This window comes from Dactylosporangium sp. NBC_01737, from assembly GCF_035963215.1.
In the GTDB taxonomy this organism is placed as follows: domain Bacteria; phylum Actinomycetota; class Actinomycetes; order Mycobacteriales; family Micromonosporaceae; genus Dactylosporangium.
Map to the genome: position 1 here is coordinate 12,045,550 of NZ_CP109153.1, position 15,572 is coordinate 12,061,121.

The following is a 15,572-nucleotide window of genomic DNA, read 5'->3' on the forward strand; positions in this document are numbered from 1 at the left end:
GTAACCGGGTCAGACGCGGGCGGGGGTGGCGGCGGTGACGGTGGCGGACCAGTCGATCGGGTGGTCGAACTGCCAGCGCCACTTCTCCGGGTTGGCCAGCAGGCGCATCGCGACCGGCATCAGGGCGTCGCGCAGGACGCGGGCGACCGGGCCCGCGGCCTTGTCGCTGTTGGTCCGGGCCGCCGCGGCAATGACGCGTTCGACGCGGGCGCGGCGCAGGGACTCGTACGCCGTGAAGGCCTGTGGCAGGGGCAGGTCGCGCAGGCAGCGGGCGAGTTGCACGGCGCTCTCGGCGGCGAGGGAGGCGCCCTGCCCGGAGCTGGGCGAGGTCGGGTGGGCAGCGTCGCCGATGAGGACGGCGCGGTCGCGGTGCCAGACGGGCACCGACGGGATGTCCTCCAGGCCGCCGGTGACGACGAGGTCGGCGGGGGCGGTGCGGCGGATGAGGTCGACGGCCGGGATGCGGTCGCCGGTGAACGCGTCGGCGAGGATCGGCAGCCACTCGGAGGGGGTGAAGGCGGCGCCGTACGACGGGTCCTTGGAGGGCAGGTTGACGAACCAGCCGCCGTCGCCGCCGTCGGTCACCTGGTAGCCGAAGAACGCGCGGCGGCCGAAGACCAGGTGCATCTTGTCGCCGGTGGGCGTGACGCCGGTGCCGGGGCAGCGGGCGCCGAAGCCGAGCAGGCCCACGTAGCGCGGGGACGGTGCGGCCGGGTCGATGAGGCGGCGCACCGTGGAGCGGATCCCGTCGGCGCCGATGATGACGTCCGCCGACGCGGTGGTGCCGTCGGCGAAGGTCGCGGTGCCGCCGGTGAGGGAGACCAGCCGCTTGCCGTGGGTGATGCGGACGCCGCGGGCGACGGCCTCGTCGTAGAGGGCGCGGTACAGCTCGTGGCGCCACACCAGCTGCATCGGCGGCAGGTCGTCGAACGAGCCGAACTCCGCCAGGCGCTTGCCGGTGCCGCTCTGCATGACCATGCCCGACATCGGCGTGCCGACCCGCTCCACGACGTGGTCGGCGTCGACGGCGGCGAGCGCGGTGCGGCCGTTGGGCGCGATGCTCAGCGCGCCACCGACACCGTCGGCGAACCCGTCGTGGGCCTCGTAGACGGCGGCGTCGATGCCGGCCTTCTGCAGGGCGAGCGCGGCGACCGGGCCGGCGATGCCGCCGCCGATCACGATCGCGGACGTGACTGTTCCCATGACTACCCCCGGCGCGACGATTGGTTGATACCAACTATCCGCTGTCGACTAGTCAGAGTCAACTATTGAGTTCGTGGTACCCCGCCCACATCGGTCCCCAGCCGGAGACCGGGTCCGTGATCTGCTCGATGAACCGGTGCACGAACGCGATCTCCGCTTCGAGCAGGCCCTGCCGGTACACCTCCTCGACCAGGAACAACGGGTGCGGCGCGGGGCTGTCCACGAGGGCCGCGGCGGCGGCGCGCTGCTCCTCCAGCAATGCCAGGCGCTGCCGCAGCAGGTCGACGACCACGTCGGGGTGCAGGGCACTGATGAGCGACAGCGCCGAACCGAACGCCGGGAACTCGTGGCGGGGCGTGCCGACCAGGTCCCGCAGCCAGTCCCCCAGCTCGGCGCGACCGGCGGGGGTGATCCCGTAGACGGTGCGCTCGGGGCGCTGCCCGTCGCGGGTGGTCTCCTGCTCCGCGACCAGTCCGGCCTTCGCGAGCTGCTCGAACACCATGTAGACCGAGCCGTGGGTGAACTTGATGCTGCGGTCGTCGCCGTGTGCCCGCAGCGTCTTGGACAGCTCGTACGGATGCATCGGCGCCCGGCTCAGATACGCCAGCACCGCCAGGGCCAGCAGGTTGGCCACCTTGCGCTTCGTCATGAGGTGGCGAGCGCCGTCATCGCCTCGTCGTCGAGGGTGACCCGCCCGGCGGCGACGTTCTCCTCCAGGTGCTCCAGCGACGCGGTGCCCGGGATGAGCAGCGTGTTCGGCGCCACCGCGAGGATCCACGCGAGGGCGACCTGCGCCGGGGTGACGTCCAGGCGCAGCGCGGTGGCCTTCACCGCCGGGTGGCCGAGGACCCGTTCGCGTCCGAACGCCGCGCCGAGGGGGAAGAACGGCACGAACGCGATCCCGCGGGCGGTGCAGGCCCGCAGGACGTCCTCGCCGCCCCGGTCGACCAGGTTGTACGGGTTCTGCACGCACGCGACCGGGGTGCGGGTCAGCGCGTGCTCGAGCTGGGCGAGGGTGACGTTGCTCAGCCCGACCGCGCCGATCAGCCCCTCGTCGCGCATCGCGGTCATCGCGTCCAGCTGCGCGTCGAAGTCCGCCTCGGCGCCGGTCACCCGCAGGTTGACCACGTCGAGGCGCGGCACGTCCAGCGACCGCAGGTTGTCCAGCACGCCCGCGCGCAGCTGCTCGGGCTGCTGCGCCGGCAGCCAGCCGCCCCTGGCGTCGCGCGACGCACCGACCTTGCTCACCAGCACGAGCCGGGAGTCGTACGGGTGCAGGGCCGTGCGCAGCAGCTCGTTGGCGACGTCGGGGCCGTAGTACTGCGCGGTGTCGATGTGGTCGACGCCGAGCTCGACCGCGCGCCGCACGACCGCGAGGGCCTCGGCACGGTCCCGGGGCGGCCCGAAGGCGCCCCGGCCGGGCAGTTGCATCGCCCCGAATCCGATCCGGTGGACGGTGCGGTCACCGAGCGGGAAGGTCTTCACCCGGCCAGCCTACGACGGCGCCCGCCCTCACCGGCGGCGGCGACACCGGCGGGCGGGAGTTGTCAACTGCTGGCGGTTGAGTGCGCTGTGGTGTTCGTTGTGCGTCTTGGGTTGGTAGGGGCGGTGACGGCTGGGTCGGCGAAAGTGTCGTACCTGTGGTCGATGATGTTCGTGGGCTCGGTCGGGGAGGGGGTGGCGGTGGTGCAGGTGGTGCAGGCGTACCGGTTCGCGTTGGATCTCACCCCGGTCCAGGAGCGGGCCGTCCTGTCTCATGCGGGTGCGGCGCGTAAGGCGTTCAACTGGTCCCTGGCCCGGGTGAAGGCTGTGCTCGGTCAGCGGGAGGCGGAACGGTCCTACGGTGTGGCTGAGGAACTGCTGACGCCTGCGGTCGGCTGGTCGCTGCCCGCCCTGCGTGAAGCGTGGAATGCGGAGAAGGAAGTGGTGGCGCCGTGGTGGCGGGAGGTGTCGAAGGAGGCGTTCAACACCGGCCTGGACGCCCTCGCCCGCGGCCTGAAGAACTGGTCGGACTCCCGCCGCGGCACCCGCGCAGGGCGCAGGGTCGGGTTCCCCCGGTTCAAGGCGAAACACCGCTCAGCATCGAGTATCCGGTTCACGACCGGGGCGATCCGGGTGGAGCCGGACCGCAGGCATGTGGTGCTGCCGCGGTTGGGGCGGTTGAAACTGCACGAGTCGGCGCGGAAGCTGGCCCGCCGGGTGGAGGCCGGCACCGCCAGGATCCTGTCCGCGACCGTCCGCAGGGACGGCGGGCGGTGGTACGTCGCCTTCACCGTCACCATCAACCGCGCCGAACGCACACCGGCGCGGCCGAGCAGCATCGTCGGTGTCGACGTCGGCATCACCCATCTCGCGGTGCTGTCCACCGGCGAGTGCGTGCCGAACCCGCGGCATCTGCACGCCGCGCAGGCACGGCTGTGGTCGCTCGGCCGGGTGTTGTCCCGCAAGCGGGGCCCGGACCGGCGGGCCGGGCGGAAGCCGTCGAAACGGTGGCTGCGCGCATCAGCCCGGCTCAGTCGGGCGCACGCCCGGGTCGCGAACCTGCGCCGTAACGGCCTGCACCACCTCACCAGCCGGCTCGCCCGTGAACACGGCACGATCGTGGTCGAGGACCTCAACGTCGCCGGGATGCTCAGCAACCACAGGCTGGCCCGGCACATCGCCGACGCCGGGTTCGGTGAGATCCGCCGGCAACTCGATCCTGCTGGCCAATTGGGAGTGTTGTGGTGGTAGCTGTTCCGGCGTGACGGCGTGGTAGCTTCTGCGGCTTTCTGTTTGTTGGTTGTTGTGGAGGTGGGTTCGGCGATGTCGATGCAGCCGATGCCGTGGCCTGAGCCTGATCCGCAGGTCGCTGCGGTGATTCGTGCCATGTATGTCGGGCGTGAGGCTCCGTTGCCGGTGGTGGTGCGGGATCGGTTGGGGGAGCTGTTCGCCGATGAGGAGTTCGGTGTGGCGTTTGGGGTGAGAGGTCGGCCTGGCTGGTCTCCTGGTCGGTTGGCGTTGATCACGGTGTTGCAGATGGTGGAGAACCTGACCGATCGGCAGGCGGCCGAGGCGGTCCGGGACAAGCTGTCGTGGAAGTACGCGCTGGGACTGGAACTGACCGACACGGGCTTCGACGCGTCGGTGTTGAGTGAGTTCCGCGCCCGGGTGGTCGCTCAAGGCTTGGAGGAGCGGGTCCTTGATCTGCTGCTGGCCAGGCTGATTGGTGAGGGTCTGCTGACTGCGGGTGGCAAGCAGCGCACGGACGCCACCCATGTGGTGGCGGCTGTACGGGATCTGAGCCGGCTGGAACTGGCCGGGGAGTCGGTGCGGGCCTGTCTGGAAGCGTTGGCGGTGGCGGCGCCGGACTGGGTCGGGCAGACACTCGACGTGCCGGTCCTGGCGAAGCGATACGGGCAGCGGGTCCACGAGTGGCGGCTGCCGTCGTCGCGGCCCGCCCGGGCCGAGTTGGCCGACGTCTACGGCCGTGACGGGTTCGGGCTGTTGAGGGCGGTCTACGACCCTGCGAGCCCGGCGTGGTTAGCTCGTCTCCCGGCCGTGGAGGTGCTGCGGGTGGTGCTGCTGCAGAACTACGTCCGTGAGCGCGACGAGCACGGGCGGGAGGTGGTCAGGCGGCGGGAGTCCACAGTGGATGGTCTCCCGCCGGGAAGACAGCGCATCGCATCGCCCTACGACACCGACGCCCGGTGGGGCACCACCCGCGCCGCCGGCAAGGTCTGGCACGGCTACAAGGCCCACTTCAGCGAAACCTGCAACGATCCGGACCCGGCCGCAGATGAGCTGCCCAACCTCGTCACCAACGTGATGACCACCGACGCGACCGTGAACGACTCGGTGATGACGACCCCGATCCATGAACGGTTGGACCAGCGTGGGCTGCTGCCTGACGAGCACTACCTGGACTCCGGCTACCCGTCCATCGACCTGGTCGTCGCCTCCGCAGCTCGCTACGGCATTACGCTGGTCACCCCGTTGCGGAAGAACAACTCCGTCCAGGCGCGCGCTGCCGGCGGCTTCGACAGCACCGCGTTCACCATCGACTTCGACAACCAGCAAGCCACCTGCCCCCAAGGCCACAGCAGCGCCGTCTGGAGTCCGACCACGAACCTGGGCCACGATGTCATCGTCGTGCAGTTCGCCCGCTCGACCTGCCAGCCGTGCCCCATGCGTCAGCAGTGCACCACCGACCGCACCGGCCGCCGGAAGCTGACGATACGTCCCCGACAGGTCCACGAAGCCATCCAACAGGTCCGCGCAGAGCAGCAAACCCAAGCCTGGCAAGCGAAATACGCGCGGCGCGCCGGTGTCGAAGGGACCATCAGCCAAGCCGTCAACGTCACCGGCACACGCCACGCCCGCTACCGAGGACTGAACAAAACCCACCTGCAAAACGTCTTCAGCGCCGTCGCGATCAACCTGATACGACTTACCGCCTACTGGAACGACAACCCCCTTGAACGAACCCGCACCAGCCACCTCGCCCGACTCGCCCAAGCCGCATGAACCCAACAATTGGCCAGCAGGATCCAACTCGCGTACAAGAGCGCATGGGGCGGCGGCACACTGATCGTGGCCGGCCGCTGGTACCCGTCCAGCAAAACGTGCTCACAGTGTGGGGCGGGGAAAGCCAACCTGCCTCTGCGTGAGCGCACCTACACCTGCACCACCTGCGGTCTGGTCCTGGACCGCGACGTCAACGCCGCACGGAACCTCGCCGCCATCGCGGCCGGGACCAGCACCGAGCACAGCACCACCGAATTCAGTACCGCCGGGAGTGGCCCGGTGGCAGCACGTGGAGCCAGCCAGAAGACCCGCACACGCGGGCAGGAGGCGAAGAAACGTGAACCCGGCACGGCACCCGCCGGGCAGACCGGGACCGTCCCACCGCAAGGTAGGACTACCGATCGTGTACTCACTAGAGCGCGCTGAGAGGCAACGGTACGATCGGCGGCGCATCGTCCCAGATCGAAATGTGTGAGGTACCGGGTGAGCGAGACAGTCGAGCCGTTCTCCAACGGCGTCGAGGTCGGCCTGCGGCTGCCCGTCATCCTCGTCGCCCTGGCGGGTGTGGTGCTGGCGCTGGTGCTCATCCGCCGGCTCGGTGCTCTCGCGGGGCTCCTCGGCGCGGCCGGCGGCCTGCTCATCGCCGCCGACCAGGTCGTCAACATCGCCTGGGTGCTGCACCTGACGGCGATGGCGAACGGGGACGACTACGACGCCGACACCTACGTCACGGCGGGCAACGCCTACACGATCGCCGACGTCGTCCTCGTCACCCTCGGCGTGGCGCTGCTGATCGGTGCGGTCGTCGCCGCCGCCCTCAGGAAACCGGCCGCAACCGCACACCCGCAGCAGTCCCCGTTCCCTCAGCAGGCCCCGTTCCCGCACCCCCAGCAGGCCCCATACCCCCAGCCGCAGCAGCCGCTGCAGGCGCCACCCTTCGACGCCCGGTAGCGGAGGGGGCGGTTCCGGCGTTCGCCCGTCCCGGGTGACGGCGCCGCAATACGCTGCTCGCATGACGGCCCCCGCTCCGGCGTCCGTGGCCGGTGCTCTGCTCGACGCGGCGCCGGATGCCATCATCGCCGTCGACGAGGCGGGCCGGATCACGCTCGTCAACGCCCAGGCCGTCCGGCTGTTCGGCTACACCCGTGAGGAGCTGCTCGGCCAGCTGGTCGACGTGCTGGTGCCCGACGGGGTGCGAATCCGGCATCCCGTGCACCGGCAGGGGTACTTCGCCGAGCCGCAGCCGCGGCCGATGGGTGCCGGGATGCACCTCGCCGCGCGGCGCAAGGACGGCACCGAGTTCCCCGCCGAGATCTCGCTGTCGGCGATCGACACCGGCCGGTGCCGGCTGGTGTCGGCGGCGATCCGTGACGTGACCGAGCAACGCCGGATGGCCGAGACCCGCAACCACCTGGCCTCGATCGTGCAGTCCTCACACGACGCGATCGTCTCGACCACCCTCGACGGCGTGGTCACCGGCTGGAACCCCGGCGCCGAACGGTTGTACGGCTTCACGTCGGCGCAGATGCTCGGCGCCCCGATCGAGACCCTGTACCCCGCCAGGCACGCCGCCAGGGAGACGGCGGTGCGGGCCAGCATCGCCGCCGGGGAGCGCGTCGAGCAGTACCAGACGGAACGGGTGCACGCGGACGGCTCGACGGTGACCGTCTCCGTCACGATGTCGCCGATCACCGACACCGGCGGCGGGATCGTCGGCATCGCCTCGGTCTCCCGCGACATCAGCGAGCAGCAGCGCTTCGAGGCCCGCTTCCGGGGGTTGCTGGAGGCCGCCCCGGACGCCATCGTCGGCGTCGGCCGCGACGGTCGCATCGCGCTCATCAACGCGCAGGCGGCACGGCTGTTCGGGTACACGGCGCAGGAGCTCACCGGCCGCCCGATCGAGGTCCTGGTGCCGGAGCACGCCCGGGCCGTGCACCCGCAGCACCGCACCGCCTACTTCGAGCATCCGGCGCCGCGGCCCATGGGCGCGCACGGGATGCAGCTGGCGGCGCGGCGCAAGGACGGCACCGAGTTCCCCGCCGAGATCAGCCTGTCCGCGCTCGGCGAGGGCGACGACCAGATCGTCTCCGCCGCGATCCGTGACGTCAGCGAACGCCTGGCGTGGGCCGCCGAGCGGGAGGACCTGCGCGCCCAGGCAGAGCGGGAGCGCCTCGAGGGGCAGCTGCACCAGTCGCAGCGCCTGGAGAGCCTCGGGCAGCTCGCCGGCGGCGTCGCCCACGACTTCAACAACCTGCTCGCCGTCATGCTCAACTACACCGCCTTCGCCGCCGAGGAGATCGACGACCTCGCCGCGCACGCCCCTGACGGGTCCGCGGAGCGGTGGCGGGTCCTGCAACGCGACATCGCCCAGGTGCAGCGGGCCGGCGACCGGGCCACCCAGCTCACCCACCAGCTGCTCGCGTTCGGCCGGCGCGAGGTGGTCCGGCCCACGGTACTGGACCTCAACGCCGTCGTGGCCGAGGTCGAACAGCTGCTGTGCCGCACCCTCGGCGAGCACGTCCAGTTGCACACCGAGCTCACCCATGACCTGTGGCGCGTCCTCGCCGACGCCGGGCAGATGGAGCAGGTCCTGGTGAACCTGGCGGTCAACGCCCGCGACGCGATGCCCGACGGCGGCACGCTGCGCATCGACAGCGCCAACGTCGTCGTGCGCGGCGAGGCGCCGCAGGCCGGTCCGGCTGGGCCGGGCCGGTACGTGCAGCTGTGCGTCGCCGACACCGGTGCCGGCATCCCGCCGGACGTCCTGGCCCGGGTCTTCGAGCCGTTCTTCACCACGAAACCGAAGGGTGAGGGCACGGGACTGGGGCTGGCGACGGTGTACGGCATCATCACCCAGGCCGGCGGGCACGTGCGGATCGACTCGGTCCCGGGCACCGGCACCACCGTCACCGCCATGTTCCCGGCCACCGACGCCGGCCCGGAGCCCGCCGGCGAGCGCCGGCAGTCCGTGACCACCCAGCAGGGCGGGGAGACGGTCCTGGTCGTCGAGGACGAGGACGCGCTGCGTGAGGTGACCCGGCGGCTCCTGACCCGCAACGGCTACACCGTGCACGTCGCGGCCGGTGGACCCGAGGCGCTCAAGCTCGTCGACGAGGTCAGCCAGCCGATCCACCTGCTGCTCACCGACGTCATCATGCCGAAGATGCTCGGCAAGGAGCTGGCCGCCGCGGTCCTCGCGGCCCGCCCCGACGTGCGGGTGCTGTACATGTCCGGTTACGCCCAGCCGGTCCTCGCCGAGCGTGGCACGCTGGATCCGGGTGTCCGCCTCGTGGAGAAGCCGTTCACGGAGCCGGACCTGCTCGCCCACGTCCGCGAGGTGCTGGACGACCCCGGCGCCCGCTGAGGCGCCACCACATCTGCACACTTCGCACACCCGCTCGCCGCGGCCCGCCCATACGGTCGGTGACATGCGGGTGCTGATGATCCTTCCGGCCCTGACCGAGGCGACCAGCCCTCTGTTCCGGCCGATCAAGTACAGCCTCTTCCCACCGCTCGGCCTGGCGACGCTCGCCGGCTACCTGCCCGAGGACGACGAGGTGCGCATCGTCGACGAGCACGTCGAACGGTTCGACCCGGCCGCCGCCGAACTGCCCGACCTGGTCGTCATCCAGGCCTACATCACCTCGGCGCGCCGCTCCTACGAGCTCGCCGACTGGTACCGGTCCCGCGGCGTGTTCGTCGCGCTCGGCGGGCTGCACGTCACGTCACTGCCCGACGAGGCCGCCGTGCACGCCGACAGCGTGTTCTGCGGGCCGGGCGAGGACACCTGGCCGGTCTTCCTCGCCGACCTGCGAAACAGGGCGACGCTGCCCCGGTACACCTCGAAACAGCGCACCCTCGAAGGACTTCCGCCGATCCGGCGGGACCTGATCCAGCGCCACCGCTATCTGGTGCCCAACTCCATCGTCGTGTCGCGGGGCTGCCCGCACCACTGCGACTTCTGCTACAAGGACGCGTTCTTCACCGGCGGCAAGTCGTTCTACACGCAGGCGGTCGACGACGCGCTCGCCGAGATCGACCGGCTGCCGGGGCGGCACCTGTACTTCCTCGACGACCACCTGTTCGGCAACAAACGCTTCGCCACCGAGCTGTTCGCCGGGATGCGCGGCATGGGCCGGGTGTGGCAGGCGGCCGGCACCGTGGACACGATCCTGCAGCCGGACCTGCTGGAGCGGGCCGTGGAGGCGGGGCTGCGCAGCCTGTTCGTCGGCTTCGAGACCATCAACGCCGGCAACCTCGCCGAGCAGCGCAAGCGGCAGAACGTCGGCCGCGACTACGGCCAGGTCGTGCGCCGCCTGCGCGAGGCGGGGGTGATGGTGAACGCGAGCTTCGTGTTCGGCATGGACTCCGACGGGCCGGACGTGTTCGACCGGACCGTGGAATGGGCGGTGCGGCAGGGGATCGAGACCGCCACGTTCCACATCATGACCCCCTATCCCGGCACCGGGCTGTTCCGCCGCATCGAGGCGGAGGACCGCATCGTGCACCGCAACTGGGAGTTGTACGACACCCGTCACGTCGTCTACGAGCCGCGCGGGATGACGGCCCGGCAGCTGGAGGACGGCTACTGGCGCGCGTACAAGGACTTCTACCGCTGGGGCAACCTGTGGCGGGGCGCGGCCACCAAGGAGCGGCCTGGTGACCGGGTGCGGCACCTGGCGTACGCCGGCGGGTGGAAGAAGTTCGAACGGGTCTGGGACGTGCTGATCCGCTCCGGCCAGGTCCTGCACGCGCTGCCGCTGCTGGAGGCGGCGTTGAGCAGCTTCGGCACCAGGGCCCCAGGTGGGCACCGGCACCGCAGGAGTGCAACGATCGGAGGCGAACTCGTGAAGGAGGCGGCGGGATGACCGTGGCAGTGCTGGGGACCGGGATCATGGGCGCGGCGGTGGCGCGCAACTGGCTGCGCGCCGGCGAGACCGTGCGGGTGTGGAACCGCACGGCCGAGACCGCCGAGGCCCTGGCACCCGACGGGGCCGTCGTCTGCGACACGCCCGCGGCCTGCGTCGACGGCGCCGACGTCGTCGTGACCGTGCTGTTCGACGCCGCGTCCGTCGACGCCGCCATCACCGCGGCCGCACCGGCGCCCGGCACCCTGTGGCTGCAGCTGAGCACCGTCGGCGTGCCCGGCGCCGACGACCTCGCGGCCCTGGCGGCGAAGCTCGGCCTCGTCTACGTCGACGCGCCCGTCCTCGGCACCCGGCAGCCCGCCGAGCAGGGCAAGCTCAACGTCCTCGCGTCCGGCCCCGCCGACGCCCGCGACCGCGTCGAGGCGCTGTGCGCGCCGATCGCGGCGAAGGTGACGTGGCTCGGCGACGCCGGCGCCGGCAGCCGCATCAAGCTCGTCGTCAACAGCTGGGTGCTGACCGCCGTCGCGGGGCTGGCGCAGAGCGTCGCGCTCGCCGACGGGCTCGGCCTCGACCCGAAGCTGTTCCTGTCGCTGGTCGCAGGCGGCGCGCTGGACATGCCGTACCTGCACGCGAAGACACCGTCCATGATGGACCGGAAGTATCCGGTCGCGTTCCCGGTGAGCGGCGCGGCCAAGGACGCCGCGCTGGTCGGTGACCTCGCCGCGTCCGTCGGCGTGGACCGGTCCGTCGTGGACGCGGCCGCGGCGCTGCTGGCCACGGCCGCCTCGCGCGGGTTCGCCGAGGACGACATGGCCGCCCTGTACGAGGCCGTGCGGTCCCCCGACGCGTGAACCGCCGCCGGGTACTCGGCGGGCTGGTCGGCGCGGGTGTGCTCGCCGGTTGCTCGTCTCCCCGTCACGCGGGGCCCGCGGTTGCTTCGTCGCCGTCCCCGTCGCCGGTGTCGCCGTGGACGCTGCCGGTCGCCACGCCCGCACCGTGGCGGACCGGCGCGTCCCGGGCCGGGAGGCTGCGCGACGTGACGACGCGCTTCCTCGCGCCCAGCCCCGTGCACCCGCTGTACCCCGGCGGCGTGCTGTTCGCCGCCGTCGACGGTGCGGTCGTCGCGCACTTCGCGTTCGGCGACGCCGTGCGGTACGACGCCGCAAAGGCCGAACTCCCGGCCGGTGCACGGATTCCGGCGACCGTCGACACCCTCTACGACCTCGCCTCCCTGACGAAGACGTTCACCGCCGTGCTGGCGCTGCGCCTCGTCGAGCAGGGCACGCTGGCGTTGGACGCGCCGGCCGCCACCTACCTTCCGTCCTTTGTGGACAAGCCGGCGATCACCGTGCGGATGCTGCTGACACACACGTCCGGACTGTCCAAGGACGTGCCCCTGGCCGGATCGTCCGCCGCCGAACGGGTCGGGCACGTCCTGCGGGAGCCGCCGGTCGCGCCGGCCGGCAGCGGCTACCTGTACGCCGACCAGAACTTCATCGCCCTCGGCGAGATCGTCACCCGCCTGGCGGGCGGGCCGCTCGACCTGCTGGTCCGCCAGCAGATCGCCGGGCCGCTCGGCCTGGCCCGCACCGGCTTCCACCCGCCGGCGTCGCTGCCGACCGCGGCGACGGAGGGCGCGATCCACGGCACCGTCCACGACCCGCCCGCGGCCGCGTTCGGCGGTGTGTCCGGCCACGCCGGGCTCTTCGCCACCGCCGCCGACGTCGGGGTGTTCGCCTCCGCCCTGCTGTCCGGCGGCGGCCCGCTGCTGCGTCCGTCCACAGTGGACCTCATGCGGACGGACGCCAACGCGCGGTTCGGGCCGGCCGCCGCGCACGGACTCGGCGTCGACGTCGACCAGGCCTGGTACATGGGCAGGCTCGCCGGTCGCGGCGCCTTCGGCCACACCGGTTTCACCGGCACGTCGATGGTCTGCGACCCGCGCCGCCGCATCGTCCTCGTCCTGCTCACCAACCGCGTCCATCCCGACGCCACCTGGGGCAACAACAACCCCGCCCGGCGTGCTGTGGCGGACGCCATGCTGGTCTGATCCGGCTGGCCGCGCTATGTTGAGGGGGATGTGAGCCGCTGACACTTCCCGACCCGCGCCCGAGGCCATTGCCCGGCGGGTTTCCGACGTTCCTTGCCGGTGGTGTCAGCATGTCCTCATTCACCCTGCTCGCCCATGACCTCGTCCGCACGTTCGGCACCCGCCGAGTGCTCGACGGCGTCTCCCTCACCGCGTCGCCCGGCCACCGTATCGGCCTGATCGGCGAGAACGGCGCGGGCAAGTCCACCCTGCTGCGGCTGCTCGCCGGCGCCGACGAACCGGAGACCGGCACCGTCGTGCGCCCGTCCGACCTCGGCTACCTGCACCAGGAGATGCCGTTCGACGCGACCGCGACGATCGCCGACGTCCTCGCCGACGCGCTGCGCGAGGCCCGCGAGGACCTCGCCGCCCTGGAGTCCCCGGACTCGCTGACGCTCGAGGAATACGGCGAGCGGCTCGAACGCGCCCAGGCGCACGACGCGTGGGACGCCGACCGGCGCGCCGGGCTGGTCCTGGCCGGGCTCGGCCTCGGCATGCTGGAGCACGACCGCACGCTCGGCACGCTCTCCGGCGGGCAGCGCGGCCGGCTCGCCCTCGCCGCCCTGCTCATCCGCCGCCCGACCGCCCTGCTGCTGGACGAACCCACCAACCACCTCGACGACGACGCCGCCATGTTCCTGGAGGCGCAACTGCGCGAGCTGCCCGGCGCCGTCGTCCTCGCCAGCCACGACCGGGCGTTCCTCGACGCCGTCTGCACCGACCTCATCGACCTCGACCCCGCCGTCGACGGCCCCACCCGGTACGGCGGCAACTACACCGACTACCAGGACGCGAAACGCGCCGAGCGGGACCGCTGGCAACGCCGGTTCGAGGAGGAGCAGGAGGAGCTGCAACAGCTGCGGCACGCCGTCTCGGTGACCGCGCACCAGGTCGCGCCGGGCCGGGAACGCCGCGACAGCGAGAAGATGGGCTACGGCCACACCGCCGGCCGGGTCCAGCAGCAGATCTCCCGCCGGGTCCGCAACGCCGGCCGCCGGCTGGACGACCTCACCCGCACCCAGGTCCGCAAGCCGCCCCCACCGCTGCGCCTCGGCGTCCCCGCCCTGGCCGCTGCCTCGGCGGACGGCCTGCTGGTCTCGCTGCGGTCCGTGTCGGTCCCGGACCGGCTCTCGCTGGACGTCCTCGATGTCGCCGCCACCGACCGCCTCCTGGTCACCGGCGCCAACGGCGCGGGCAAGTCGACCCTGCTCGCCGTCCTCGCCGGCCGCCTGCCCGCCGCCGGCACCGTCCACCGGCGCCGCGGCCTGACGGTGGGGCTGCTCGCCCAGGACACCGTGTTCGACCGCCCCGACCGCACGGCGGCCGAGACGTACACCTCCACCCTCGGCCCGGACCGCGCCGAGGCGGTGCCGCTGAGGTCACTCGGCCTGATCGCACCCCGGGACATCGCCCGGTCGGTCGGCGACCTGTCGGTCGGCCAGCGGCGCCGGCTCGCCCTGGCGCTGCTGGTCGCGGACCCGCCGGAGCTGCTCCTGCTCGACGAGCCGACCAACCACCTGTCACCCCGGCTCGCCGACGAACTGGAGGAGGCCCTCGGCACCGGCCCCGGCGCGATCGTCGTCGCCAGCCACGACCGCTGGCTGCGCGCCCGCTGGCCCGGCCCCGAGCTGCGCCTGCGTTAGCCTGCGGGCGGTCGCAGCCACACCTCCGCCGTCCCGTCGCGCAGGGTGACCAGTCCGCCCTCGAAGAACTGGGCCGTGTCCCCGCTGCCGAGCGGTTGCACGGGACCGACCGGCGCACCGAGCCGCGCTGCCGTCGCCGCCGCATGGATCGGCAGCGGGACGGCCAGCGCGGCGTGCTGCGGCCGGCGGAGGATGACGCCGCCCTCGAAGTGCTGGACGGCGTCGCCGTGACCCGGCCCGGCGCTGTCGGCGACCGGGAACCCGAGCCAGCCCGTCGGGCCGCCGTGCTCGCGGTACAGCGCGAGGATCGGATCGAACAACGCCACGACGCCACCCCTGCTGCTGGTGTAGACAGCGGCCCGGCCGAAGCTGCCGGGGTCCGCGAAGTCCTGCGCGGATCCGGCCCAGCCGCCGGGCGACGGCCCTTCCGCCTGCTCATACGTCAACGCGCGACCGAGCGCCTCGCCGGAGGACCACCAGGCCTGACGGATGGCGCCGGCGACCGGAACCGGCATACCCCTGCGCCGGATGTGCACGTCTGCATACTCGAACCGCTGCACGCCGTCGCGCTCCGGTGAAATCGGGAAGCCCCACTCTTTGGGCCTGTGATACGCGGCGATTTCTCCGGTGACGGCCACAGCCCCGGTGATGGCACGCCAGGCGACAACTCCCCGCGCGCAGGCGAGCTGGAACGCCGGCATCGGGCGAGCGCCGGCCCGGACGATCGGGCCGGACTCGTCACCGAGCTCGGCCCGGGCGCCGTCGTGGACCTTGCGGATGGCGGCCGCGGCCTGTGGCAGGTCGGTGAGCCAGTCCGCGACGGCCGCGAGGCGGGTGGTCAGCTCCTGCGCCCGCGCCGGATGCATGCTGGTCAGGACGGCGACCGTGAGCGGTTCGTCGCGCAGGAGCAGCTCCTCCACCACGTCCGCGGCGTGTTGCACCGTCAGCTGCGCGATCAGCGCCGCGCTGTCTTCGGCCGGTAGGCCGAGGATCCGCTTCGCCGCCGTCCGGGGATGCAACGCCTGCAGGTCGGCCACCGCCGGTGACGGCGTCGCGAAGTAGCTGACCTGCACGTTGTGGTCGCCGACCTGAACACCGCGAGCGCCGCTCGCGTCCACCCCGGCGCGTTCGCCGGCCGTCTCACCGTCCGTCTCACCGCCCGTCACCGGATGAGTATCCCGGTTGGCGGCGATGCATCGACACAGCGTTGCGCCCGGGGTCCTTCGGATCGGCGGCCGGGCTGCCGATGCGGAGGGGAGATGG

General features: G+C 72.2%; 13 protein-coding genes. 9 read left to right on the plus strand and 4 right to left on the minus strand.

Annotated elements, in window-relative coordinates; genetic code table 11:
- Nucleotides 1-9: 9 nt before the first annotated feature.
- From OHA72_RS55505 to OHA72_RS55515, 3 genes are read right to left on the minus strand one after another with little or no spacing between them, the layout of a single operon-like run.
- Nucleotides 10-1,203: an FAD-dependent oxidoreductase gene (locus tag OHA72_RS55505; RefSeq protein ID WP_327004174.1), complete on the minus strand. Its 1,194-nt coding sequence runs from the start codon at nt 1,201-1,203 to the stop codon at nt 10-12.
- Between the two features lie 58 nt (nt 1,204-1,261).
- Complete coding sequence (locus tag OHA72_RS55510; RefSeq protein WP_327004175.1) at nt 1,262-1,852, minus strand: PadR family transcriptional regulator; 591 nt, start codon at nt 1,850-1,852, stop codon at nt 1,262-1,264.
- The gene (locus OHA72_RS55515) at nt 1,849-2,688 is read right to left on the minus strand and encodes an oxidoreductase (RefSeq protein WP_327004176.1); all 840 of its coding nucleotides are present in this window, start codon (nt 2,686-2,688) and stop codon (nt 1,849-1,851) included. The genes OHA72_RS55510 and OHA72_RS55515 overlap by 4 nt, the downstream gene beginning before the upstream one ends.
- A 144-nt stretch (nt 2,689-2,832) precedes the next feature.
- Here OHA72_RS55515 and tnpB point away from each other — a divergent pair, with 144 nt between their 5' ends.
- The 9 genes from tnpB to OHA72_RS55560 all read left to right on the plus strand — a co-directional run bounded on the left by tnpB (nt 2,833) and on the right by OHA72_RS55560 (nt 14,309).
- Nucleotides 2,833-3,936, plus strand: a complete 1,104-nt coding sequence (gene tnpB / locus OHA72_RS55520) for an IS607 family element RNA-guided endonuclease TnpB (protein WP_327004177.1) — start codon at nt 2,833-2,835, stop codon at nt 3,934-3,936.
- A gap of 72 nt (nt 3,937-4,008) precedes the next feature.
- Entirely contained in the window at nt 4,009-5,709 is a 1,701-nt protein-coding gene (locus tag OHA72_RS55525) for an IS1182 family transposase (protein WP_327001903.1), read from the plus strand.
- A 66-nt stretch (nt 5,710-5,775) separates the two neighbouring features.
- The gene (locus tag OHA72_RS55530; RefSeq protein WP_327011854.1) at nt 5,776-6,135 is read left to right on the plus strand and encodes a zinc ribbon domain-containing protein; all 360 of its coding nucleotides are present in this window, start codon (nt 5,776-5,778) and stop codon (nt 6,133-6,135) included.
- Nucleotides 6,136-6,192: 57 nt separating this feature from the next.
- Nucleotides 6,193-6,660: a hypothetical protein gene (locus OHA72_RS55535; RefSeq protein WP_327004178.1), complete on the plus strand. Its 468-nt coding sequence runs from the start codon at nt 6,193-6,195 to the stop codon at nt 6,658-6,660.
- Nucleotides 6,661-6,721: 61 nt separating this feature from the next.
- The gene (locus OHA72_RS55540; protein ID WP_327004179.1) at nt 6,722-9,073 is read left to right on the plus strand and encodes a PAS domain S-box protein; all 2,352 of its coding nucleotides are present in this window, start codon (nt 6,722-6,724) and stop codon (nt 9,071-9,073) included.
- A gap of 64 nt (nt 9,074-9,137) precedes the next feature.
- Complete coding sequence (locus tag OHA72_RS55545; RefSeq protein WP_327004180.1) at nt 9,138-10,577, plus strand: B12-binding domain-containing radical SAM protein; 1,440 nt, start codon at nt 9,138-9,140, stop codon at nt 10,575-10,577.
- Complete coding sequence (locus tag OHA72_RS55550) at nt 10,574-11,428, plus strand: NAD(P)-dependent oxidoreductase (protein WP_327004181.1); 855 nt, start codon at nt 10,574-10,576, stop codon at nt 11,426-11,428. The genes OHA72_RS55545 and OHA72_RS55550 overlap by 4 nt, the downstream gene beginning before the upstream one ends.
- Before the next feature lie 185 nt (nt 11,429-11,613).
- A complete protein-coding gene (locus OHA72_RS55555) occupies nt 11,614-12,627 on the plus strand; it encodes a serine hydrolase domain-containing protein (protein ID WP_327004182.1) in 1,014 nt (337 codons plus the stop codon).
- A 110-nt stretch (nt 12,628-12,737) separates the two neighbouring features.
- Nucleotides 12,738-14,309, plus strand: coding sequence for an ABC-F family ATP-binding cassette domain-containing protein (locus tag OHA72_RS55560; protein WP_327004183.1), 1,572 nt, complete (start codon nt 12,738-12,740; stop codon nt 14,307-14,309).
- Here the strand turns inward: OHA72_RS55560 and OHA72_RS55565 are convergent.
- Nucleotides 14,306-15,475 carry a hypothetical protein gene (locus OHA72_RS55565; RefSeq protein ID WP_327004184.1) on the minus strand — a complete coding sequence of 390 codons (1,170 nt, stop codon included), beginning with the start codon at nt 15,473-15,475 and terminating at the stop codon, nt 14,306-14,308. The two genes, OHA72_RS55560 and OHA72_RS55565, sit on opposite strands and share 4 nt — an antisense overlap.
- Nucleotides 15,476-15,572 lie beyond the last annotated feature (97 nt).